This is a genomic window from Pseudoalteromonas sp. 1CM17D (assembly GCF_023161805.1).
In the GTDB taxonomy this organism is placed as follows: domain Bacteria; phylum Pseudomonadota; class Gammaproteobacteria; order Enterobacterales; family Alteromonadaceae; genus Pseudoalteromonas; species Pseudoalteromonas atlantica.
The window spans coordinates 24,140-47,685 of the sequence record NZ_JALNTP010000006.1; the positions used below are offsets into that span (position 1 = coordinate 24,140).

General features: G+C 39.0%; 22 protein-coding genes. 21 read left to right on the plus strand and 1 reads right to left on the minus strand.

Annotated features, from left to right (window positions below; translation table 11 throughout):
• The first annotated feature begins 25 nt into the window (after positions 1-25).
• From MSC25_RS11725 to MSC25_RS11810, 18 genes are all read left to right on the plus strand, one after another.
• The gene (locus MSC25_RS11725) at positions 26-562 is read left to right on the plus strand and encodes a hypothetical protein (protein ID WP_248443507.1); all 537 of its coding nucleotides are present in this window, start codon (positions 26-28) and stop codon (positions 560-562) included.
• Positions 549-1,919 (plus strand): AMP-binding protein, encoded by a 1,371-nt coding sequence (locus MSC25_RS11730; RefSeq protein WP_248443509.1) that lies wholly within the window; start codon positions 549-551, stop codon positions 1,917-1,919. The genes MSC25_RS11725 and MSC25_RS11730 overlap by 14 nt, the downstream gene beginning before the upstream one ends.
• Positions 1,903-2,268, plus strand: a complete 366-nt coding sequence (locus tag MSC25_RS11735) for a hypothetical protein (protein WP_029771994.1) — start codon at positions 1,903-1,905, stop codon at positions 2,266-2,268. Before MSC25_RS11730 ends, MSC25_RS11735 begins: the two co-directional genes overlap by 17 nt.
• Positions 2,261-3,010 (plus strand): glycosyltransferase family 2 protein, encoded by a 750-nt coding sequence (locus MSC25_RS11740; RefSeq protein WP_248443510.1) that lies wholly within the window; start codon positions 2,261-2,263, stop codon positions 3,008-3,010. Before MSC25_RS11735 ends, MSC25_RS11740 begins: the two co-directional genes overlap by 8 nt.
• The gene (locus MSC25_RS11745) at positions 3,000-3,959 is read left to right on the plus strand and encodes an acyltransferase (protein ID WP_029771996.1); all 960 of its coding nucleotides are present in this window, start codon (positions 3,000-3,002) and stop codon (positions 3,957-3,959) included. Before MSC25_RS11740 ends, MSC25_RS11745 begins: the two co-directional genes overlap by 11 nt.
• Before the next feature lies 1 nt (position 3,960).
• Complete coding sequence (locus MSC25_RS11750) at positions 3,961-5,505, plus strand: aromatic amino acid ammonia-lyase (RefSeq protein ID WP_039037438.1); 1,545 nt, start codon at positions 3,961-3,963, stop codon at positions 5,503-5,505.
• Positions 5,498-5,926: an acyl-CoA thioesterase gene (locus MSC25_RS11755; protein ID WP_096042938.1), complete on the plus strand. Its 429-nt coding sequence runs from the start codon at positions 5,498-5,500 to the stop codon at positions 5,924-5,926. Before MSC25_RS11750 ends, MSC25_RS11755 begins: the two co-directional genes overlap by 8 nt.
• A 14-nt stretch (positions 5,927-5,940) precedes the next feature.
• Complete coding sequence (locus tag MSC25_RS11760; RefSeq protein WP_029771999.1) at positions 5,941-6,462, plus strand: outer membrane lipoprotein carrier protein LolA; 522 nt, start codon at positions 5,941-5,943, stop codon at positions 6,460-6,462.
• 29 nt (positions 6,463-6,491) lie between these two features.
• Positions 6,492-8,738 carry a transporter gene (locus MSC25_RS11765; RefSeq protein ID WP_248443511.1) on the plus strand — a complete coding sequence of 749 codons (2,247 nt, stop codon included), beginning with the start codon at positions 6,492-6,494 and terminating at the stop codon, positions 8,736-8,738.
• A gap of 4 nt (positions 8,739-8,742) precedes the next feature.
• Positions 8,743-9,981, plus strand: a complete 1,239-nt coding sequence (locus MSC25_RS11770; RefSeq protein ID WP_248443513.1) for an NAD(P)/FAD-dependent oxidoreductase — start codon at positions 8,743-8,745, stop codon at positions 9,979-9,981.
• Complete coding sequence (locus MSC25_RS11775) at positions 9,969-10,556, plus strand: DUF3261 domain-containing protein (protein WP_064387204.1); 588 nt, start codon at positions 9,969-9,971, stop codon at positions 10,554-10,556. Before MSC25_RS11770 ends, MSC25_RS11775 begins: the two co-directional genes overlap by 13 nt.
• Positions 10,556-11,725 carry a beta-ketoacyl-ACP synthase gene (locus MSC25_RS11780; protein ID WP_096042942.1) on the plus strand — a complete coding sequence of 390 codons (1,170 nt, stop codon included), beginning with the start codon at positions 10,556-10,558 and terminating at the stop codon, positions 11,723-11,725. Before MSC25_RS11775 ends, MSC25_RS11780 begins: the two co-directional genes overlap by 1 nt.
• Positions 11,718-12,173 carry a hotdog family protein gene (locus tag MSC25_RS11785; RefSeq protein WP_004586464.1) on the plus strand — a complete coding sequence of 152 codons (456 nt, stop codon included), beginning with the start codon at positions 11,718-11,720 and terminating at the stop codon, positions 12,171-12,173. The genes MSC25_RS11780 and MSC25_RS11785 overlap by 8 nt, the downstream gene beginning before the upstream one ends.
• On the plus strand, positions 12,170-12,895 hold the full coding sequence (gene fabG / locus MSC25_RS11790) for a 3-oxoacyl-ACP reductase FabG (protein ID WP_029772005.1): 726 nt from the start codon (positions 12,170-12,172) through the stop codon (positions 12,893-12,895). The genes MSC25_RS11785 and fabG overlap by 4 nt, the downstream gene beginning before the upstream one ends.
• Complete coding sequence (locus tag MSC25_RS11795) at positions 12,895-14,124, plus strand: beta-ketoacyl-ACP synthase (RefSeq protein ID WP_096042944.1); 1,230 nt, start codon at positions 12,895-12,897, stop codon at positions 14,122-14,124. Before fabG ends, MSC25_RS11795 begins: the two co-directional genes overlap by 1 nt.
• Position 14,125: 1 nt before the next feature.
• Entirely contained in the window at positions 14,126-14,929 is an 804-nt protein-coding gene (locus MSC25_RS11800) for a MipA/OmpV family protein (RefSeq protein WP_082430525.1), read from the plus strand.
• A gap of 1 nt (position 14,930) precedes the next feature.
• Positions 14,931-15,362 (plus strand): excinuclease ABC subunit A, encoded by a 432-nt coding sequence (locus tag MSC25_RS11805; protein ID WP_096042945.1) that lies wholly within the window; start codon positions 14,931-14,933, stop codon positions 15,360-15,362.
• Between the two features lie 68 nt (positions 15,363-15,430).
• Positions 15,431-16,732, plus strand: coding sequence for a DEAD/DEAH box helicase (locus tag MSC25_RS11810; protein WP_248443514.1), 1,302 nt, complete (start codon positions 15,431-15,433; stop codon positions 16,730-16,732).
• Positions 16,733-16,857: 125 nt separating this feature from the next.
• Here MSC25_RS11810 and MSC25_RS11815 read toward each other — a convergent pair whose 3' ends face one another.
• Positions 16,858-18,465, minus strand: coding sequence for an NAD(P)/FAD-dependent oxidoreductase (locus MSC25_RS11815; protein ID WP_248443516.1), 1,608 nt, complete (start codon positions 18,463-18,465; stop codon positions 16,858-16,860).
• Between the two features lie 192 nt (positions 18,466-18,657).
• Here MSC25_RS11815 and fdxA point away from each other — a divergent pair, with 192 nt between their 5' ends.
• The 3 genes from fdxA (at position 18,658) to MSC25_RS11830 (ending at position 23,499) form a co-directional block, all read left to right on the plus strand.
• Entirely contained in the window at positions 18,658-18,981 is a 324-nt protein-coding gene (gene fdxA, locus MSC25_RS11820) for a ferredoxin FdxA (RefSeq protein WP_055254052.1), read from the plus strand.
• A 140-nt stretch (positions 18,982-19,121) separates the two neighbouring features.
• A complete protein-coding gene (locus tag MSC25_RS11825; protein WP_248443517.1) occupies positions 19,122-21,368 on the plus strand; it encodes a DUF5916 domain-containing protein in 2,247 nt (748 codons plus the stop codon).
• 223 nt (positions 21,369-21,591) lie between these two features.
• Entirely contained in the window at positions 21,592-23,499 is a 1,908-nt protein-coding gene (locus MSC25_RS11830) for a GGDEF domain-containing phosphodiesterase (protein WP_248443518.1), read from the plus strand.
• Positions 23,500-23,546: the final 47 nt, after the last annotated feature.

The window sequence follows — 23,546 nt, forward strand, 5'->3', positions numbered from 1 at the left end:
TAAGGCATTTTTAACAGCGTTAATAATGATTTTTTTAACCTGTTACCCTTTCATTGTTTATATAGGGCTGACACGTTTCAACAGTTATTTACTCACTGTGATTTTATTAACACTGTTAATAATAAGGCTTTGGCTAAGCAAGCCTTTATTAGCTAAAATGCCATGGATAAAGCCAGCCTCATTACTTGGAATTTTAGCTATTGGCTTATCTAAAACGATGGGCAGTGATTTTGGTATTCGGCTTTATCCGGTTATTGTAAATACTGTTATGTTTTTTGTTTTTGCTTACTCGCTTTATAAAGGTCCAAGTATCATAGAAACGTTTGCGCGTATCACTGAGCCAAAGCTTGATAAAAGAGCCATTTCGTACACTAAAAATGTAACTAAAATATGGTGCGTTTTTTTTGTTTTTAACGCCAGTATAGCGTTATACACTAGTGTGTATACAGCTCTTGATGTGTGGGCATTTTATAACGGTTTTATTGCATACATTATTATGGGTGTTTTATTTGCAGTAGAGTGGTTAGTAAGGAAAAAAGTAAAAAGGAATGCAGGTGTTTAATACTTTAGATAACGCAAGCATAAATATTCGATTTAATCATAATGGCTCAGCGTTATCTGAGCGTCAATTTGTTAATGATATTAATCAAGTTTTGGCTAAAATTCCGCAATCGCCTACTAAAGCATCGGCAGTGCTTTTCAACAGTAGTAGCTATGATTTTGCTGTAAACCTTTTTGCATTGGCGCATAAAGGCTGGACTATAATTTTACCGCCTAATGGTCAAAGCGAAACACTCAATGCGCTTTTAGAGCAAACCCCTTACTATTTGGGCGATAGTGATTTGGTCGAGCATGCGACTACGCCATTTGAAAATATTGGTAATTTAACAACTACACCTAACTACACACCGTTCAATAAAATTGCTTGGCCGAGTGAAGGTAACCTTGTTTTTTATACTTCTGGCTCTTCAGGTCAATCTAAGCCTATTTTTAAATCGTGGCGAGTGCTTAATAAAGAGATAAAAACGCTCAACAGTACGTTTGCTTTAAAACGTAACCCTGTATTTATTGCCAGTGTTTCGCATCAGCATATTTACGGTTTGTTATTTAGAGTGTTATGGCCGCTTAGCAATAACCACATAATTGATACAGACTTGCTTAACTACCCCGAGCATATTGCTACTAAACTTAAAACAATTACACAGGCCGTGTTTATATCCAGTCCGGCACAGCTAAAGCGGCTGCATCAAGATAACGTTTTAATAGAAGAAAAGTCACATTTACAGTGGGTTTTCTCATCCGGTGGGCCGCTTCAAAATGAAGACGCTGTCACTTTAAATAAACAGCTAAATAAACCCATTACTCAAGTATTTGGCAGCACCGAAACTGGCGGAATTGCATATCGTCAGGTTGTGTCTTTAGAGAACGTTAGTCATTGGCAGCCATTTTTAGGGATCACATTACACAGTACCTCTGAACAACGATTAGTGTTGAATTCGCCTTTAGTTGAGCAAACAAACTATTTATTAGATGACCGAGGTACATTATTTCATAATGGCCAATTTGAATTACTAGGTCGTTTTGACCGTATTATAAAGCTTGAAGAAAAACGCTTAAGCCTTGACGAACTAGAGCTACATTTATGCAAAAGTGAGTGGGTACAGGAAGCTAAAGTAATAACGCTAAATGGGAAACGTTTAGTATTAGGCGCTGTTATAGTGCTTACACATAAAGGACAAGCATATTTAAACGCCAATGGAAAGTTAGCGACTAATACGCTTTTAAAAACACATACATTGAATCGTTTTGAAGGGATCTGTACGCCTAAAAAATGGCGTTTTCTAAATCATTTACCCTACAACACGCAAGCTAAAATAAATTTAAAAGTATTGGAGTCTCTTTTTGTCAAAGCTGATTAACACAAAGCCTGAACTTGTTAACTGTGTATCGTCAACACAGAGTCATTGCCTAACGCTTTTTATACCGCCAAGTTTAGATTATTTTAAAGGTCACTTTAGTCAAGGCCCTATTTTAGCAGGTGTAGTGCAGCTCGATTGGGCCGTAGATGCCGTGCGAAAATACTTTAATGTTAAACGTGAAGTAAAAGATATTGAAGTGCTTAAGTTTCAGGTTGTTATTACCCCTGGTCTAACAATTAAATTAACTGTAGAAGAAAAGCCTGGCGGTAAGTATGGCTTTTCGTATCAATCAGATAAAGGCCAACACGCCTCAGGGCGTATAGTGTTTAAAAGTGATACAGATGAATAATTTTTGTATTGTTATACCTAATTTTAATCATGTAAGTGTTATAGATGAAGTACTTGCAACGTTAACTGAGTATACGCTGCCAATAATAATGGTTGATGATGCCAGTAGTGTGCAGGCTAAATCTCTTTTTGCTACTCTTGAGAAAAAATATGCCCACCTCACTCTTATATCGCATGAGCAAAATGAAGGCAAAGGCGGTGCGGTACAAACAGGATTGCGCTGCGCGTATGGGCAAGGTTATAGCCATGCAATACAAGTAGATGCAGATGGGCAACATAATTTATCAGATATCAAAAAGTTGATTGAGCTTTCAAACACACACCCACAGGCATTAATTAGTTGTTGCCCAATGTATGATGAATCGGTTCCCAAGCACCGTTACTTAGCACGTTATTTAACCCATGTGTGGGTATGGATAGAAACGCTCAGCTTTAAAATTGTGGACTCAATGTGTGGTTTTAGAGTCTACCCTTTAAATGTGACTAATAAGCTTATAAGTGAGGTTAATCTCGGTAAGCGTATGGACTTTGATCCAGAAATACTGGTTAGGTTATATTGGCGCAACGTTCCATTTGTTTTTTTACCAAGCCAGGTTATTTACCCAGAAAATGGCTTGTCACACTTCCAGCCACTCCAAGATAATGTGCGTATTTCGTGGTTACATACGCGTTTGTTTTTTGGCATGCTGCTTCGTTCACCTGTTTTACTATGGCATAAATATAAGAGACGTTATGGCCGTTAAACATTGGTCTAAAATGCAAGAGCGAGGTAACTTTTTAGGTATACAAATATTACTATTTGCCCATAAAGTACTTGGTCGTAAAGGGCTGTGGGTTATTTTGTTCCCGGTTGTTTGCTATTTGTTTATTACCGGTAAAGTTGCACGCGCGGCTTCTAAGCAGTTTTTAGTCCAAGTTAATAATTACAATAATGTTGAGCGTAAAGTAACTTTTAAACAACAGCTTATGCATTTTTGTAGTTTTGCCGATAGCGCCCTTGATAAAATTGATGGTTGGCTCGGTCGAATTTCAAAAAAGGATATCCAATATACTAATGAACAGCTGTTTATTGATTTAAATGAGCAACAGCAAGGGGCCATTTTTATTGGCTCTCACTTGGGTAACCTTGAGGTATGTAGAGCACTGAGCCAGCATCGCAGCAGTAAAAAAATTAATGTGCTTGTATTTACTCATCACGCTGTTGAATTTAATAAAATGCTTAAAAAAATTAACCCCGCGGTGTCGGTTAACTTAATTCAAGTGAGCGATATGGGGCCTGATCTAGCTATTTTATTAAAAGATAAAGTAGAGCAGGGTGAAATAGTCGTTATTGTTGGTGATAGAACAAGCGCTACAACGGGTGAGCGATCAACACGTGTTGAGTTTTTAGGTAAGCCAGCATCTTTTTCTCAAGGGCCTTTTATATTAGCTGCATTATTAGATTGCCCCGTTTACTTTTTATTTTGCTTAAAAGATAAAAAAACAAAAAAGTATCATGTGATTTTTGAACATTATAGCCAAACATTAAAAATACCCCGCTCACAAAGGCAAGGTCTATTAACCACTGTAATTACAGATTTTTCTGCACGTTTAGGCTTTTATGCCGCGCGGTATCCTTATCAGTGGTTTAATTTTTATGATTTTTGGCAAAACGATCAGCAAGTAGAACGCAGCAATGCAAAGGAGAAGTAGAGTGTCAGCTCAGGAAGTACAGCTTTTTGGAAACCAACAACTTTCTATTGAAGATATTGTTAATATTGCACATCAAAATACTCAGGTGCAATTAAGTGGCTGCGAGCAATTTAGCGCAAAAATTGATAGCGCGCTTAGCTTTTTAGACTCTCTACTCAAAGAAGATGGTGTGATTTATGGGGTAACTACAGGCTATGGTGACTCAGTCACGGTTCCTGTACCACTTAACTTAGTTGATGAGCTACCATTACATTTAACGCGCTTTCATGGTTGTGGACTAGGCGATGTGTTTAATAAAGTACAAGGGCGTGCAATTTTAGCTACGCGCTTAGCATCACTTTCACAAGGCTATTCTGGCGTAAGCTGGGAAATGCTTAATCTTCTCAAAGACTATTTAAACCTTGATATAGTACCTGTTATTCCTCAAGAAGGTTCGGTAGGCGCTAGCGGTGATTTAACCCCACTGTCGTATGTAGCAGGTGCTATGGTTGGTGAACGTGATGTTTTTTACAAAGATAAAATACTTAACAGCGCGCAGGTAATGCAAGCGGCTGGTTTAAAGCCTTTAACGCTTCGCCCAAAAGAGGGGCTTGCAGTTATGAATGGTACAGCTGTGATGACCGCACTGGCTTGTTTAGCGTTTGATAGAGCCAATTATTTAGCAAAACTTGCAAGTAGGATTACTGCATTGTCTAGCCTTGCTCTTAAAGGTAATAGTCATCATTTTGATGAAATTTTATTCTCTGTTAAGCCTCATCCTGGGCAGCAACAAGTTGCTAAATGGATACGAGATGATTTAAACCATCATGACCATCCTCGTAACGCTGATAGACTGCAAGATAGGTACTCTATTCGCTGTGCACCGCATGTTATTGGTGTATTGCAAGATAGTTTGCCATTTTTCAGGCAGATGATAGAAAACGAGCTTAACTCTGCAAACGATAACCCCATTATTGATGGCGAGGGTGAACATGTACTTCATGGTGGCCATTTTTATGGCGGCCACATTGCAATGGCAATGGATAGTATGAAAACGGCGATTGCAAATCTGGCAGATTTAGCTGACAGGCAAATCGCTTCATTGGTCGATACTAAATTTAATAATGGATTACCATCAAATTTATCAGACAGTGAGGCTGAACGTCGTTACATAAATCATGGCTTTAAAGCCGTGCAAATAGGCGCCAGTGCCTATACTGCTGAAGCGCTTAAGTTAACGATGCCTGCAAGTGTATTTTCTCGCTCTACTGAGTGCCATAATCAAGATAAAGTAAGTATGGGGACTATTGCCTCACGTGATTGTTTGCGTATTTTACAGCTTACAGAGCAGGTTATTGCAAGTACGTTACTAGCAAGTATTCAAGGGGTGAGGCTGCGTATTAAACAAGGCGAACTCGAATTTTCAAGTTTAACTGCAGATATGCAAGCGATGTATACTGACATAACTCATTATTTCGAAAACCTAACTGAAGATAGGCCAATGGAAGCGGTACTTAGACAAACCATTAGTTATATTCAAGAAAAACGTTGGGCTTTATATGAATAGTAAAGGCGCTTTGCTAACTCATGAAGTGGAAATTGAAATTCCATTTCATGACTGCGATCCGATGAATGTTGTATGGCATGGTAATTACCCTCGCTACTTAGAGGTGGCTCGCTGTGAGTTACTGCGATTATTTGATTACGACTATCCTCAAATGATGGAGTCGGGTTATGCGTGGCCAATAGTGGATATGCAAATTAAGTACGTGGCATCCGCCATATTTACCCAAAAAATTAAAGTGACCGCGCATTTAAAAGAGTTCGAAAACCGATTAAAAATTGATTATGTAATTACAGATGCCATAACGAATAAGCGTATTACTAAAGCGACTACCACTCAAGTTGCTGTTGAGATATCGACTAAAGAAATGCAGTTTGCCTCACCAGCGGTGATAGTTGATAAGCTTGCAAAAATACTTAGCTAATATTGGATGATGCTATGAATTATTTAAAAAATTGTGTGTTTGTTAGTTGTCTTTATTTTGTTTTTTTTAGTGCCAGTTTATTAGCTGCTACGACAGTTTCGGGTGAATTTAAGCAATTAAAGCATTTTGCCGGCTTCTCTAAACCATTCATCTCTAAAGGGGAATTTACACTTGAAGGGGAAAAGCTGCTTTGGTATGTAAAAACACCAGTGCAAAGTACATTACTAATCGAGAATGGCCAAGTATTTGTGAAAAATAAAGAGGGTGAGCTTACTCCTCAGCCTGGCAGCGAGCAGTTTGTAGGCTTATTAACTGACTTACTCGCATTAGATATGAAAGCCTTATATGCGCGTTTTGATGTAACAAATCAAACAGGCTGTTTATTATTAAAGCCAAAAGATACGCTATTAAAACAGCTGTTTAGCCATTTTATTCTTTGTGAAAATAACCAGCGTGTACAAAGTATAACCTTAAATGAGCACTCGGGTAGCAACACAGTAATAGAGTTTTCTTATGCAAATACACCTAATAATTAATAAGTGTAAGTAACCTTCGGAAAAGTGATGTGATTAAACGTATTAGTGTACTTATTACATGGTTTGGTTTTTTAGCTGTTTTACTTTGTGCTGCTTTGTATATCACTAAGCCTGTATTAAATGCTGATATGTTTAGTTTATTACCAAAATCACATTCTCAATTGGCGTACGGCGAAGAGGTCTTTTTTAAAAAAAATGCAAACCGTATTATGTTTTCATTTACTGGTGATGGTAAAAACTTAGCACATGACGAGCTTAAATCATGGCTGTTAAAACGTGATATAAAAAATAGCTTTGAACTGCCAAGCATTGAGCAGTTATCTTCAGTGTTCTCTGCGTATCAACATGCGCTGCTCAGCGACAATTATAAAAATAGTATGGTTGATAAAGCACAGTTTGAGTCATTTTACCTTACTCAATTAAATCAATTAGGAAACCCTTTTGTAAGTGCCACACTAAAAGCCGATATTAGTTTAAGTCTTGCTGCATTTATAGGTGATAATTTAAAACAAAGTCAGTTATTCTCTTTAAGAAATGAGCGGTTAACGCGCCGTTTAAAGCATACTGATTATGCTGTTATATTGGCTACCATTCCTAACAATAGCCTCCCAATTGATGAGTCTATTAAGCTTGCGAACAGCATTAAAAATAAGCTTGAAAGTTTAAATGATACGTACCCACAGACCACTATTCGCTATTCAGGTGCTCTTTTTCATACAGCTGAAAACGCTCAGCAAGCTAAGTATGAAATGAGCTTATTTGGTGGCCTTAGTGTAATCGCATTACTTTTAATGGTGTTTTGGGTATTTAGGCAAGTCAGTAGCATTTTACTTGCAAGCTTAACCGTACTTAGTGCACTGGCTGGTGGTGCTACGGCCATGGTATTTGTGTTTAATTCGATTCATTTATTAACACTGGTTTTTGCTGTAACCCTAATTGGTATAGCTATTGATTATGCATTTCATGCGATGACTGATTTAGCGTATGGCAACAGTTTTTACCAAAGTAGTGGGTTAAGTAAAGGCACAAAAACAGCTTTGCTTTTATCTTTTATTACAACAGGCCTCGGCTATAGCTGTTTATTAGGTGCGCCAATTTCACTTTTATCGCAAGTAGCAGTGTTTGTAATTGCTGGGCTTGCGAGCGCCTGGTTATTCACATTAATTATATTACCTATCTGGCAATCTAAGCTTGTACTCTCTGAGCGAAGTTTGATTAAAAGTCAGCAGTTATTAGGTTTAATGGTGCGCTTTAACCGTTGTAAGCAATCGGTTTTACTCGTATTGGGGCTGGTGTTAATGTTTTTGTTTTACCTTAAACCGGTTTCATTTAACAACGATGTACGTTTACTAAATGCAAGCCCACAGCAACTAATACTTAATGAGCAAAAGCATTTAACTTTATTGGGACAGTTAGATGCCCACATTGTATTTTTATTTGCATCAAATGCTGAACAACTACTGCAAAAGCAAGAGCAACTAATAGATGATTTAAAGCGTATTAACCCACATCTTAAACACAATGCTATTAAGCGTTGGTTACCTAGTAAGCGCACGCAAAAAAATAATTTAGCGCTCTTTAACGGAGCTGTTAAAAACGATGTGTTAATTATCACTGAAAAATATACAGGGATAAAAGTTGAGTCAGCTAACACAGAACTTTTGAGTTACGACGCTTTAGCAAATAGTCATTTTTCAGCACTTTTAAATGCACAAATGTTTGTTGAGCCTAATAAGGCTGTTACTTGGTTTTCTGTATCGGGAATATCCACGCACGCGTTAACTTCTAGCGTTAATGCTTATGAAGATGCGATTATATATAACAAGCCTGAGCAAATCAGTAGCCTACTTGAAAACTACAGCCAGTATTTATTGCTTACATTGGGCGTGGCCATTGTTATTTGCTTTGTTTTATTTAGCTATAAATTTGGCCTTCGGATTGGCACTGTGCAGGTGATAACATTAAGTGCCAGCCTATTGACTATGCTTTGGGTATGTAATGCAGCGCAAGGAAGTATCTCAATTTTTAATCTGCTAGGTGGCTTACTCATTATTGGCCTAGCCATAGATTATTTAGTGTTTTACCAAATTAACAACTTAACGGCGGTAAATGTATTGGCCATTAGCTTGTCGGCCGCCTCTTCGATGTGTGTGTTTGGTATGCTCGCCTTTTCAGGTACCCCCGCCATTTTTAGTTTTGGCCTTACTGTTATGGTAGGGATTTTAGCCGTATATATTTTATCTCCATTAAGTGTATTAAAGTCTCAAAAGGAATAATAATTTGAACAACCTTGAGCAGTATGATGTTGTGGTTATAGGAGCAGGGCCTTCAGGTGCACTTGTAAGTAGCTTATTAGTACAAAAAGGCTGGAAAGTGCTGGTGCTAGAGCAACAAGTATTTCCTCGTTTTTCAATTGGCGAAAGCTTATTACCTCAATGTATGGAGTATTTAGCTGATGCTGGGCTAGTTAACACAATACATGAACATGCAGATGAGCTTGGCTTTCAATTTAAAGATGGTGCTGCGTTTCATCGTAATGGCCAAAATACAGCTATAAATTTTACTGAAAAATTTAGCCTAGGCCCGGGTACTACTTTTCAAGTTAAACGGGCTGATTTTGATAAGCTGATTGCTGATAGAGCGCAGCATCAAGGCGTTGAAATTCGCTATCAGCATAGTGTTATTGGTTTTACTGATGAAGCTGCTAGTGCGACGCTGCAAGTGCAAAATAATAAAAATCAAACGTATGATGTAAGGGCTAAGTTTGTACTTGATGCGAGTGGTTTCGGCCGAGTTTTACCAAAACTTTTAAGTTTAGAAAAACCTTCTACTTTTCCTGTGCGTAGTGCTTATTTCAGTCACTTTAATGATGGCATTACTGACGAGCTGTTTGATAGAAATAAAATTTTAATAACCGTTCACCCTAAATTTAATGATGTTTGGTATTGGCTCATCCCCTTTAGTGATGGCACGTCCAGCATTGGGGTTGTTGCAAAGCAAACACGCTTTAATGAGAGTAGTGAAGCTGACACCTTAAAACAGTTTATAGAGCAAGACCCTTACTTAAAAAAACTTTTAGCTAATCGCGTACCTATAACACAAGCGCGTAGCATTAGTGGTTACTCTGCTAATGTATGTACGCTACATGGAAAGCATTTTGCTTTACTAGGCAATGCGGGTGAATTTTTAGATCCGGTGTTTTCATCTGGGGTGACTATTGCTTTAAAGTCTGCACACTTAATTGCCCCCCTTATTGATGATTATTTAAATGGAGAAGTGATTGATTTTGAGGAATGTTACGCCGAGCCATTGCAGGCAGGAGTTGATTGTTTTAAAACCTTTGTTAAAGGTTGGTACGATACCCGATTTCAAGACGTTATTTTTTATTCAGAACAAAACTCGCAGGTTCGTGAAATGATCAGTGCTATTTTAGCGGGTTACGCATGGGATAAAAATAATCCATTTGTTGCTCAAAGTGAGCGACGTTTAAATGTATTAGCGCAGCTATGTCAAAATTAATCCCAGTTATTGAGGCTCATATCAGACACTTTTTAAAATGTACTTTTATAGCTTTAGTGTGTGTTTGCATAACAGCATGTAGTAGCACATATAAAAGCAGTGAGCGTGTTGATATTTCTGCAGCCACTACACTTGATATTTCGCATGTGCCTGTACAAATGTTTGATCAAAATTGGCAGCATGTTTTATATATTCAAAACAATGAGAAAGAGCATACATTATTAGCACAATTAGAAATAAACAAGCAGGGTACTATCAACTTATTGTTAATGACTACACAAGGCTTACCTATTTTAAAGCTTGAAAAACTAAATAACCAACCACCTAATGTTACTAAAATGATAGTCGGTGTTGATTTAGACCCAGCTTATATATTGGCAGATATTGCCTTAGTGCATTGGCCTGTATTATTTCTTAATGAGAAAATATCTGGGGCGATTATAAAGCAGATAGCCACACAAAGGCGTGTAGTAAAAAATAACCGCTCGATTATTACAATAAATTATAGCGATAATAAAACAGTACTAAATAATAGTGAGCGACATTATCAAATTACATTTGAGAAGGTAAACTAGTGACTTTTTGGTTAAATGATTTAGGCATTGTAAGTGCAATGGGCAAAGGCGTTGAAGATACAATTATTAGCCTAAATAACTTACAAAATAATGAAGCCCCACAGCTTTTAAAGACAAAAGATTTAAGCACAGAGGGTTTGCCATTTTATGTTGGGCACGTGGACTGCGTTCCTCTAAATCAAAAGCACCGTATTGATACGCTAATTGATATAGCCCTTGAGCAAATATCCCCAACACTTAAGCGTTTTTCACATATTGATAAATCACGAATTGCTGTTGTGGTAGGTACAAGTACATCTGGGGTGCATGATGGCGAACAAGCTCGAGCTGAACACGACAGTTCAGGTGTGTGGCCAAGTGACTTTTTATATGCTGATCAAGAACTTGCTACTCCTTCGCATTACATAGCCGAAAAAGTAGGGGCGTTAGGTCCTTGTTATAGTATTTCAACGGCATGTACCTCAAGTGCTAAAGCTCTCATTAGCGCAAAAGCTTTAATAACTGCTGATTTAGCAGACGTTGTAATTTGTGGTGGCGTAGACAGCCTTTGCAAACTTACCATTAATGGATTTAATGCCTTGGCATCAATGAGCACTGGAATGTGTAAGCCTTTTTGCGATGACAGAGATGGTATTAATATTGGTGAGGGTGCTGCGTTATTTGTCATGAGTAAAGAAGCACCGTTAGAAAATGGCGTCATGTTTTTAGGTGGTGGGGAAAGCTCTGATGCTCATCACATTTCGGCGCCAGACCCTAGCGGTAATGGTGCAAAATCGGCAATGAAAGCAGCTCTGACCGTTGCTGACTTATTACCTAGTGATATTGACTATATAAATGCACACGGCACAGCAACAATTAAAAATGACGAAATGGAAGCCCTTGCAATTAATAGTGTGTTTGGCAACAATACACCGCTGAGCTCCAGTAAGTACTTAACTGGGCACACTTTAGGTGCAGCTGGTGCAATTGAAGCAGGTATTTGTTGGCTGTTGCTCAGAGGGAGAGGAAATATTACTTTGCCTTTTAATAAATGCACACACAGAAATAAGCTGGCAGATGTTAACGTTATTGAGCAAGCTAGCACGGTTAAATTAAATTACTGTCTATCTAACTCATTTGCGTTTGGTGGTAATAATGCTAGTTTGATTTTAGGTACTCATAATGAATAATTATTCTATAGAGCAGGTTGTACCCCACGATGCTCCTATGATTTTAATAGATCAGTTAGTTGAATACAGCGATGAAAGTGCAACCTGCTCTGTGACTATTACACCCCAAAGCCCTTTTTATAATGAGCAAATTGAGGGAGTGCCAAGTTATATAGGTGTTGAATATATGGCCCAGTCTATAGCTGCCTATGCTGGAGCATTAGCTAACGATATTAATGAAGCGGTTAAAATTGGCTTTTTGATCGGCACGCGAAAATATAAAACACATCAGGCCATGTTTTGTAAAAACAGCACCTTAACTATTTATGTTCACAAGCTTTACCAAGAAGAATCTGGTTTAAGTGTGTTTGAATGCCAAATAAGCGAAAATAAAAAAATACTGTGTGATGCAAAAATAAATGTATTTCAGCCAGAAGATCCGCTGGAATTTATAAGAGAAAACCAATGAATAAAAGAATTTTAGTGACCGGCTCTAGCCGGGGTATAGGTAAGGCTATTGCACTTAAACTTGCAGCTCAAGGTTATGACATTACTGTTCATTGCAGAACTGGTTTAGAGCAAGCTCAGCAAACATGTGCAGAAATACACGCACTTGGACAAAGCACTACACTACTACAATTTGACGTATGCGATAGAGCAGCGGCAAAGCAACAAATTGAGCAAGATATTACAAACAATGGTGCTTACTATGGTGTGGTGTGTAATGCGGGCATTACCAACGATATGGCTTTTCCGGCAATGCAGGGCGATGATTGGGATAGCGTAATTAGAACTGGGTTAGATGGCTTTTATAATGTTGTGCACCCAACAGTTATGCCCATGGTACAAACTCGTAAAGGTGGGCGCATTATTACTATGGCTTCAGTGTCGGGTATTGCGGGCAACAGAGGGCAAGTAAATTACAGCGCAGCGAAAGCAGGTATTATTGGCGCTACCAAAGCCCTATCGCTGGAACTAGCTAAGCGAAAAATTACTGTAAATTGTGTAGCGCCTGGTTTAATTGAAACAGCAATGACGGATGAGCTTCCGGTTGCTGAAATGATGAAAATGATTCCACTTAAACGTATGGGAACAGTGAACGAAGTGGCTGGTACAGTTGCATTTTTAATGTCTGATGATGCTGCTTACATCACTCGCCAAGTTATTTCGGTTAACGGCGGGATGGTTTAATGAAACGTGTTGTTGTTACAGGGATGTCGGTTATAACCGCATTGGGCGATGATTGGGATGAATTTAAAAGCGCCTTGATTAAAGGTGAAAATGCAGTTGTAACAATGCGTGAATGGGATAAAGCTGATGGGCTTAATACGCGCTTAGCTGCCCCTGTCACCCATTTTGAAAAACCTAACCATTATAAACGTAAGCAAATACGCTCAATGGGGCGAGTGGCACTTATGTCCACACGTGCAACTGAGCGTGCGCTTGAGCAAGCTGATTTACTTGAACATAAAAGTCTTACAGACGGCTCTACCGGTGTAGCATATGGCTCATCCACCGGCTCAACACCGCCACTTCTCGCATTTGCAAATATGTTGGAAAGTGGCTCAATGTCTGGAGTCACAGCTACAAGCTATATTCAAATGATGGCACATACAGCACCAGTAAATGTAGGCGTATTTTTTGGCTTAAAAGGACGAGTGATCACCACAAGTTCGGCATGTACGTCTGGCTCGCAGGGTATTGGCTACGCCTATGAGGCAATTAAGTTTGGTCGTCAAAAAGTAATGGTAGCAGGGGGGGCAGAAGAGCTTTGTATTACCGAAGCAGCTGTATTTGATACGCTGTATGCTACAAGTATTAAAAATGACACCCCTAAAAATACGCCTCGCCCATTTGATAAAAACCGTGATGGCTTGGTTATAGGAGAAGGAGCCGGTACTTTAATACTTGAAGAGTATGAGCATGCTAAAGCTAGAGGGGCAAATATATTGGCTGAGGTTGTCGGTTTTGGCTGTAACTCTGATGGACAACATGTTACTCAACCATCTTCAGATACAATGCAAATAGCCATTGAAATGGCATTGCAAGATGCCAATTTATCACCTGATAAAGTAGGTTATGTCAATGCGCATGGTACCTCAACCGATAGAGGTGATATTGCTGAGTCTCATGCTACTTTTAATGCGCTGGGAGTTAAACCTATTAGTTCTTTAAAAAGCTATTTAGGGCATACTTTAGGGGCGTGTGGTGCAATAGAAGCATGGGCTACTATTAATATGATGACTGATAATTGGTTTGCCCCAACAATTAATTTGACAGAAGTAGACAATGAGTGTGCGCCTTTAGATTATATTACAGAACATGGCCGTGAAATAGATACCGATTATATAATGAGTAATAACTTTGCATTTGGTGGCATTAATACCTCATTGATTTTTAAACGCTTTAAAGGTGAGTAATATGCCTTGGTTAGTGTTATTTTTGTGTTTATTTAGCCCATTGAGTTTTGCTACATCTAAATTAGAAATAGGCGGTGGTGTGTTTGTGGCTGATATCCCCCACTATCTAGGATCAGATCAAAGTGAGCAATACATAATGCCTGTGCCTTATGTTCGTTATCAAAGTGATGAGTTAGATGTGGACCGCAATAGCTTTACTGGTTACTTATGGCATTTTGATAATGTACACCTAGATATATCTGCTGGAGTTAGTATAGCCGTTGACAGCGCAGATAACCAAGCTCGAGAAGGCATGGATGATTTAGATTGGGTGTTTGAACTTGGACCTTCGCTAAATTATTACTTTAAAGGTGATCCCCAAGCGGCAGAACAATTTTATATTGGCTTATTCACCCGTAAAGCTATGGCAACTGATTTTAGCTCAGTGACTAACGTCGGTTGGCGTTATGGGCCGAGCATCTACTATGAAAGCCCGGTGTTTATTGCCCCAACTTATGAAATTACCACTAGCGTAAGAGCAAATGCCAATTTTGCCGACGGTCGTTACTTAAATTATTATTATAGTATATCAGCATCAGATACGCATGATTCACGTTCAAAGTTTAATACTCAGTCGGGGTATTCGGGCGCCGATATTTCGCTGGGGCTTAATTTAGATAGTAAAAAATATTGGCTAGGTGGCTTTATTAAATATCACCACTTAGCCCAAAGCAAACAGCAACGTAGTCCCTTAGTGAAACACGATAGTAATATCTCGTTTGGTTTTGGAGTTGCATGGAAGTTCTATACAAAAGAAGGAATATAAAATGAAATTAATGACAAGCTTATTATTAGCTACATCTTTGTTAACAGTGAGTGCGGTTGAAGCACGTGATGATATAGGTAAATATCCTATTCAATCACTGCTAGAAACCAGTAAAGCCAAAAGTGCGCTATTAGATGTACCTCTTTACTTTGCTGATCAAAGCTACGGTAGTGAGAGCAGTAAATACGGTGAAGTGATCACTAATAAAAAAACTAACGCATTTAATAAAAGTGATCGTGAAGCGTGCGAGTGGGTCATGCTTAGTGCTTTAAAAGCACTACAAGAGCGTGCCATAAAAGAAGGCATGAACGCAGTTGTAAATATACAATCATATTATAAAAAGCGTAAGTTTGTAAGTAGCACGGAATATGAATGCGGTGCTGGTACAATTATCGCTGGCGTTGCATTAAAAGGCACTTTAGTTAAGTTATAACTAACTGTTGACTCGTTTTTGCTGTATAATTTGCGACCCTTGATAAATGTGGCCGCAGGTTATACAGCATGAATTTTAAATCTTTTAGTTTTTCCCCTGAACTTATTCAGGCGTTAGACGAACTTAATTACCACACCCTTACGCCCATTCAGCGTTCAGCTATTCCGGCTGTTCGTAAAGGTAAAGACGTTTTAGCAAGTGCCCAAACAGGCACGGGTAAAACGGCTGCGTTTGCTTTACCTATCATCCAAAAATTAACTGAATCTGAGCTAAGCACAAGCAATGCTCCGCACGCGTTAGTGCTTGCGCCTACTCGTGAGCTGGCAGAGCAAATAGCAAATAACTTTAAAGCCTATGCAAAACATACCACTTTAAAAGTAGTGAGCCTATTTGGCGGTGTTAATACCGCAGGCCAAGCAAATGCACTTAAAGACGGCGTAGATGTTGTAGTTGCAACCCCAGGGCGTTTACTAGATCATATTCGTTTAGGTAATTTAAGCCTAGCAAGCGTTAAACACTTAGTACTTGATGAAGCTGACCGTATGCTTGATATGGGCTTTATTGAAGATATGCAAAGTGTTATTAAAAGTTGTGACGAGCAGCGCCAAATTTTACTTTTCTCAGCCACTTTTCCAGCGGCTATTAAGCAGTTTGCAGCAAAAGTATTAAAACAGCCTGAAATTGTTCGCGTAGATCAAACTAATAGTACTGCAAGTACAGTACAGCATGTTGTGTACCCAGTTGAAGAGCGTCGTAAGCAAGAGCTGCTTTCTGAGCTGATTGGTAAAAAGAACTGGCAACAGGTACTTGTGTTTGTAAACATGAAAGAAACGGCGGATGAGCTGGTTAAAGAACTTAACCTTGATGGTATTCCTGCCACTGTATGTCATGGTGATAAATCGCAAGGTAACCGCCGACGTGCACTTCGTGAATTTAAAGAAGGCAAAGTACGTGTTTTAGTGGCTACCGAAGTTGCAGCGCGTGGTATTGATATTGAAGGCCTACCACGAGTAATTAATATTGATTTACCATGGCTTGCAGAAGATTACGTACACCGCATTGGCCGTACAGGTCGTGCTGGTAATCAAGGCCAAGCTATTTCGTTTGTAAGCCGCGAAGAAGAAAACACCTTGTTTGAGATAGAGTCGTTAATTGGCCAAAAAATCAAGCGTGTTTACTTAGAGGGTTATGAAGTAAGTAGCCGTGAAGTACTTATTGATAAAATAGGTAAAAAACCAGCGCATTTACGTCGTAGCCGTACGAATAAGCCAACAGGCCAAGCAACAGGCGAAGCACGTGCGGTAAATCGCTCACGTATTTCAAATGTGCGTAAAAGCTTAAAAGGCGCCAAGCTTACCCTTAAAAAGTAAGCTTACAAAGTGTAGCGCTTTTAAAAACCTGAGGTTTACTCAGGTTTTTTTGTGCCTCAATTTAGCTCAAGGTATAAACAAAAAAACCTCACTAAGTGAGGTTTTTGATTAATAATTTAAAAGGGTTAAGCGTTTTCTAACATTGAGAGTGCAACGGCTTCAGCCGCTTTAATACCATCAATACCTGCAGATAAAATACCACCTGCGTAACCTGCGCCTTCACCCGCTGGGTATAAACCTTTAGTATTTATGCTTTGGAAGCTTTTATCGCGCTTGATACTAATAGGTGATGATGTACGGGTTTCTACCCCTGTTAATAAACCGTCGTTTGTAGAAAAACCACGAATCTGCTTATTAAATGCAGGTATGGCTTCGCGTATTGCATCGATAGCAAACTGCGGGAGTACATTTGCTAAATCGGTGAGTTTTATTCCTGGTGTAAACGATGGTTGTACATCACCTAAATCGCCCGATGCTTTTCCTTTTAAAAAGTCGCCAATTAACTGTGCTGGTGCATCGTAGTTGCTACCGCCTAATGCATAGGCTTGCTCTTCTAGTTTACGTTGCAAATCAATGCCGGCAAGCGGGTGACCAGGGAAGTCTTTTTCAGGTGAAATACCTACTACAATGGCACTATTTGCATTGCGCTCACTACGAGAGTACTGGCTCATACCGTTTGTTACTACGCGGCCTTCTTCAGAGGTGGCGGCTACAACAGTCCCTCCTGGGCACATACAAAAGCTGTAAACTGTGCGGCCATTATCACAATGGTGAACGAGTTTATAATCAGCAGAGCCTAAAATGGGATTACCCGCGTTAGGCCCAAAACGACACTCATCAATCATCGATTGCTTATGCTCGATTCTAAAGCCCACAGAAAACGGTTTAGCTTCTACATAAATGCCTTTATCGTGAATCATTTTAAAGGTATCACGGGCGCTATGTCCCACAGCAAGTACTACATGGCGGGTATTTAGCTTTTCACCGTTTGAAAGCGTTAAGCCTGTTACTTGTCCATCATCTATATGAATATCGTCTACGCGGGTACTAAAGCGGATTTCACCACCAAGTTCAATAATACGTGCGCGCATTTTTTCAATCATGGTAACAAGTTTAAACGTACCAATGTGTGGCTTACTTACATATAAAATTTCATCTGGTGCGCCGGCTTCTACAAATTCGGTGATAACTTTACGCCCGTAATGTTTTGGATCTTTTACTTGGCTGTATAGTTTACCGTCTGAAAATGTACCTGCGCCACCCTCGCCAAACTGCACATTAGACTCTGTATTAAGGGTACGTTTACGCCAAAAGCCAAAGGTGTCTTTGGTGCGTTCGCGTACTTCTTTACCGCGCTCTAAAATAATAGGGTTAAAACCCATTTGAGCCAGCACTAAGCCCGCAAATAATCCACACGGGCCAAAGCCAATTACTACAGGTCTCTCAGTAAGGTTAGCGGGGGCGTGGGCAACAAATTTGTATGAGGTATCAGGGGCAGGTTTTACGTGCTGATCTTTTGCAAATGCGTTTAACAGCGCTTCTTCGTTATCTACTTCAATATCGAGGGTATAAATAAGTAAAATAGCCGTTTTTTTACGTGCATCGTACCCACGTTTAAACACATTGTAGCTGTGTAGCTGCGCTGGCTGTATTTTTAGTTTATCAACTATGGCTTGGCCTATAGCGTCTTCATTATGATCAAGCGGCAGCTTTATTTCGGTTAAACGTATCATTGTTATCTCTTTTAGGTGTCTTAGCGGTAATATTATCCGCTCACAATAAGAAGTGTAGGGCACGTAATGGCTATACATTAAGGGCGCATATATTACGTTAAATTGACCGCAGATGGCACATATTTATTGTGTTTTTAATGGGGTTGGGTATGATCCTCGCTTTGAATAATTAATTACTAGGTTTAAACTATTATGGCGTTTGTGGTCACCGAAAACTGTATTAAGTGTAAATACACAGATTGTGTGGCAGTGTGCCCTGCAGATGCCTTTTACGAAGGCCCTAACTTTTTAGCAATAAGCCCTATTGATTGCATAGATTGTGGATTATGCGTACCAGAGTGCCCAGCTGAAGCAATTTACCAAGAAGACGAGCTGCCAGAAGAGCAAAAAGAGTTTACCGAGCTTAATGCTGAGCTTGCATTGGTGTGGCCACGCATTGTTGAGGTAAAACCAGCGCCTGCTGATGCCGATAGTTGGAATGGCGTGGCTAATAAGCTTAAATTAATTGAAACCTAGCTTTTAAATTAAGCCTTTAATATTAATTAGTTAAAAAAGCTATTGTTTTTAGTATCAAACTATTAACAAATGTACTGACTTAAATTACACTGCATAAATAAGTTTACCTTTTAAGGGTAAACACGTCTAAATGGATGTTTATGCAGTACTTAATAATTATAAAAAAACAATGCAGTGCTTTATTCCCCTTCTTATTAGCACTTTTATTTTCTAACCACCTTTACGCCAGTGAAAAACAGCAGCATTCTCTTGTACATATAAATGCAGATATTACTGTAGATGGAGTACTTGATGAGCCCCACTGGCAAAATGCCACTTTAGTTCCTATAGCATTTCAAGATGAGCCTAACGAAAAGGGCACCCCACCGGTTAAAACCGATGCTTACATGTATGAAGATGGCAGCAACTTATATGTTGCATTTGTAGCCGAAGATCCACAGCCGAGCGAAATAACAGCTTCTCTTCGCGACAGAGATACGCTTTGGCAAGATGATACGGTTATTTTAATTATTGACACTTTTAACGACGAACGTTCAGCTTACGAATTTTATGTAAATCCATTGGGTGCGCAAGGTGATACGCGGATGAGTGACACCGATGGCTGGCAATCAGACCCGTCTTGGGATGCAATATGGGATAGCGCAGGGCAAATTACCGACCAAGGGTTTGTGGTTGAAATGCGTATACCTTTTAAAGCGCTAAGATTTCCTGAAAATAAAACAGATTTAACATGGGGCTTTGCCCTTATGCGAAATTACCAACGTGATGTACTGTATCAGCTTTCAAATATGGGGTTTGACCGAGATATAAAATGCAGTTTATGTCAGTTTGATAAATTAAATGGCTTTAAAAATATAAAAGCCAGCAAAAATCTGCAACTAACGCCAACGCTTACTGCGCTCAGAAATGATTCAAAACCTACCTTGCCAGGGCAGTGGAATAATGGCGATATAGACACCGAAGCTGGCCTTGATTTACGCTGGGGGGTTACACAAGATGCGGTAATTAATGCCACTATAAACCCAGATTTTTCGCAAATAGAAAGTGATGCGTTAGCCCTTGATGTAAATACCACGTACTCAATTTATTATGCAGAAAAGCGACCATTTTTTTTAGATGGCGCATCCTACTTTAAAAGCAGTTTATTTGAACTATTGTATACCCGCACTATTGCAGAGCCTGAAGTAGGGGCGAAATTAACAGGTAAAACAGGGCAACATAGCTATGCATTTATGTATGCCGATGACAATAATAGCAATATTTTATTGCCTACAAATCAAGGCTCTGGTTTTGCAATTTTAGAGGATAAAACCCATGCAGCAGCAGCGCGTTATCAATACGATATTGGCCAACAAGGCACTATAGGGCTAAGTACGACTCACCGCGAAAGCGATGATTACTCCAATACAGTGCTTTCTGTCGATGGCAGCTATTGGTTTAATCAATCAGATCTACTGACCTACCAGGTAGCTACAACAGATTCTAAAAACTCTGATTTTTTAACAAGTAACTATAACTTATCTAAAACTCAATCTGATGAAGCGTACGCTATAGAGTTTACCCGTGATAAACGTGACTACAATTTGTTTGCCAGCTACGAAAATATAGGTAAAGACTATCGCACTGACTTAGGTTATCAAGAAAAAGTAGATTATGAGAACATAGGCTTTGGGGGCGGGCAAACCTGGTATGCAGATGAGTCTGGCTTATTAACGTCATGGTCTTATGAGGCTGATTGGGATAAAACATGGGCGCAAAATGGCGACCTACTTGAAGAAGAATACCAAGGGTTTATAACATTAAAAGGGCAAAAGCAGTCTATTTTTGAAATTGGCTTACTGCATCGTTATGAAAACTATAATGATGCTTTTTATAACCAAAATATTGGCTTTGTTTATACGGGCTTTAAACCTAAAAATAATATATGGCTTTCGTTTTATGGCGAGTATGGCAGCCGCATTGATTACGCCAATGAGCAAATTGGCGATTCGTATGCAACGCAAATACAAGTTACGTGGGATATAAACGATCATTGGCAAGTAGACGCTACACATAACTACAGCGTTTTAGATAACCCTCAAGGGGAGCGAGTTTATACTGCGAACTTATTAGATTTTAGGCTTTATTATAAATTTAGCATGCGCGCTATGCTCAAGCTTATATTGCAATTTGAAGACATTGATAGAAATAAAGACGCCTACTACTACCAAGTTAGCCACATTAATAAAGACTACGGCAGCCAATTAGTTTACTCGTACAAAATTAATGCTCAAACATTATTTTATTTAGGCTACTCAGATAAAAGCTATCAAGACGATTCTCTGAAACACGTTGAAAGAGATCAACGCACATTTTTTACAAAAGTGAGTTATGCATGGCAGCTATAAGTTGTTAGGCCAAAATATGTAACTTTAACAAAGTGGTTTATTTTTATTCATCACACTCTATAATTAGTTAATTATTAAGCATTAATTTATTCTTTTTGAGTACAGTTCTAAAAATTTTAATGAATAAGGACTGTGCTATGGCTTGCTTAGTACTAAAAACAGGCGATATAATCGTCTTTTAGTGACGGGTTTATAGGATAAGTAATTTAGATGGATTTTGTTGATGAATAAATTTAAACCCTTAGGCAGCATTTTTTTTGTATTTATCTTGTTTTGCTTTTGTTTAAACATCGAACTAACAAACCAGATTAACCGCATTAATTTATTCAACCCTGATATAGATTTACGCCACTTTGATATTGTAGATACCACGCTCGAAATGGCGCCTTGGTATAACCCTATGCTCAATGGGCACTATTTAATACACCAGCCTTCTGCCGATTTTTTGTTAGTTAAAACTACCGACACGGAATTTATCGCTGCAAACGCAACAAAGCTTATTTTAATGACGCTAACGTCGCCAATAAACTTTATATTGGTGTGTATGGTATTGTTTGTTGGCTTTACAATTATTCGTAAAGAGCGTAAAAAAATCTCTTATCAGCATCAAATTGCACAACTGAATAACAACGCTAATCAATTGCTTGTTGCCTTTAACCTACAACCCCAACACGACAACCCGTCAGGGCTGGGCAATTTAAGCCAGTCAATAAACAATTTAAATACCCATGTTGCTAATTATTTAAAGCAAACACAAACAAGTATCTGCCAAGATAAACTAACCTTGCTCATTGACCGCCATGCTTATATTGAGCATATAGATAGGCAAATAAATTTTACTGACGAAGAGCAGCTTAAATGCGCCTTATTGTTTATTGACCTAGATGGCTTTAAACAGGTAAATGACTCGTTTGGCCACAGCTTTGGTGATGAAATTTTGGTGCAGGTTGCTACACGCCTAGCCAACGTTTTGCGCCATCATAAATTAAGTAATATTAACGAGGCGAATCAGTTAGAGCAAAATTTATCTCGTTTAGGCGGTGACGAATTTTCAATTTTTATTGAGTCAGTAGATACCGATAATAAAGTAGTCGATATTGCTAAGCACGTACTCAGTGAACTTGAAAAAGACTTTGTACTAGGTAATAAAATAATAAAAATTAGCGCCAGTATTGGTATAGCGGCCTACCCAGAGAGCGCATCAACACCACAAGCATTATTGCAATTGGCCGATGTGGCAATGTACCGTGCAAAAAGCGATGGTAAAGGCATTTTTAAAGTGTACTCCCCAGAGATGGGTAATAAAATGCGCCGCTATCACTATTTATTAGAAGAGTTGCGTTTAGCGGTTGCGTGTAAAGACTTTTACTTATCGTTTCAACCTATCGTGCATGTAGAAGATTGCATGATAGATTATTTTGAAGCGCTTACACGCTGGGATCACCCTATAGAAGGGATGATATCACCGGCGGAGTTTATACCGATTGCCGAAGAGTCTAACCTTATTTTAGAGCTTGGCGATTGGATTATGCATGAGTCGTGTAGGCAAATGGCGGCATGGCATAATGCCGGTATGCGCAAAGTAAAAATTTCGGTTAATGTATCGGGTGTGCAACTAAAACACCGCTCAGTGTACGATTGGATAATGAAAAACCTAAAAAACACAGGGCTGCCATCGCATTCTTTAATGCTAGAAATAACAGAGTCTACGTTTATTAAAGCCAGTAAAAGTATGATTGAAGAGCTTGAGCGGCTTCGTGCAGAAGGTGTGACAATTGCTATTGACGATTTTGGTACCGGCTTTAGTTCATTAAGTACATTGGCTGATTTGCCCATTGATGTAATAAAAATAGATCGCTCGTTTATCTCTCAAGCCGATAAAAGTCCAAAGTACAATGACATCCTTAATACGATTAGCGAATTAGGTCAAAAGTTAGGACTTAAAATAGTGGCAGAGGGCGTAGAAGAAATCGAGCAGTTTGAACTTGTAAAACGCATGGGAGTAAGCTCTGTGCAAGGTTATTTGGTTAGTCGCCCAGAATCCTCTATCAATGTGGGTAACAAAGTTTTGCGTAAAAATACGGCTAACTTATCTGCAGCGGGTACCAGCGCGTGGGAAATAGAAAGTTAGAGCCTGTTTATTATAGGTAATTTAATAGCTTATGTAGGGTTTTAGGC

Excerpts from the sequence above, each read along its gene's own strand:
- fabG (WP_029772005.1), top strand. The coding sequence starts at position 12,170 with ATGAATAAAAGAATTTTAGTGACCGGCTCTAGCCGGGGTATAGGTAAG.
- MSC25_RS11810 (WP_248443514.1), top strand. The coding sequence starts at position 15,431 with ATGAATTTTAAATCTTTTAGTTTTTCCCCTGAACTTATTCAGGCGTTA.
- MSC25_RS11815 (WP_248443516.1), bottom strand. The coding sequence starts at position 18,465 with ATGATACGTTTAACCGAAATAAAGCTGCCGCTTGATCATAATGAAGAC.
- MSC25_RS11785 (WP_004586464.1), top strand. The coding sequence starts at position 11,718 with ATGAATAATTATTCTATAGAGCAGGTTGTACCCCACGATGCTCCTATG.
- fdxA (WP_055254052.1), top strand. The coding sequence starts at position 18,658 with ATGGCGTTTGTGGTCACCGAAAACTGTATTAAGTGTAAATACACAGAT.
- MSC25_RS11805 (WP_096042945.1), top strand. The coding sequence starts at position 14,931 with ATGAAATTAATGACAAGCTTATTATTAGCTACATCTTTGTTAACAGTG.
- MSC25_RS11800 (WP_082430525.1), top strand. The coding sequence starts at position 14,126 with ATGCCTTGGTTAGTGTTATTTTTGTGTTTATTTAGCCCATTGAGTTTT.
- MSC25_RS11740 (WP_248443510.1), top strand. The coding sequence starts at position 2,261 with ATGAATAATTTTTGTATTGTTATACCTAATTTTAATCATGTAAGTGTT.
- MSC25_RS11795 (WP_096042944.1), top strand. The coding sequence starts at position 12,895 with ATGAAACGTGTTGTTGTTACAGGGATGTCGGTTATAACCGCATTGGGC.
- MSC25_RS11760 (WP_029771999.1), top strand. The coding sequence starts at position 5,941 with ATGAATTATTTAAAAAATTGTGTGTTTGTTAGTTGTCTTTATTTTGTT.
- MSC25_RS11730 (WP_248443509.1), top strand. The coding sequence starts at position 549 with ATGCAGGTGTTTAATACTTTAGATAACGCAAGCATAAATATTCGATTT.
- MSC25_RS11755 (WP_096042938.1), top strand. The coding sequence starts at position 5,498 with ATGAATAGTAAAGGCGCTTTGCTAACTCATGAAGTGGAAATTGAAATT.
- MSC25_RS11725 (WP_248443507.1), top strand. The coding sequence starts at position 26 with ATGATTTTTTTAACCTGTTACCCTTTCATTGTTTATATAGGGCTGACA.
- MSC25_RS11830 (WP_248443518.1), top strand. The coding sequence starts at position 21,592 with ATGAATAAATTTAAACCCTTAGGCAGCATTTTTTTTGTATTTATCTTG.
- MSC25_RS11775 (WP_064387204.1), top strand. The coding sequence starts at position 9,969 with ATGTCAAAATTAATCCCAGTTATTGAGGCTCATATCAGACACTTTTTA.
- MSC25_RS11745 (WP_029771996.1), top strand. The coding sequence starts at position 3,000 with ATGGCCGTTAAACATTGGTCTAAAATGCAAGAGCGAGGTAACTTTTTA.
- MSC25_RS11825 (WP_248443517.1), top strand. The coding sequence starts at position 19,122 with ATGCAGTACTTAATAATTATAAAAAAACAATGCAGTGCTTTATTCCCC.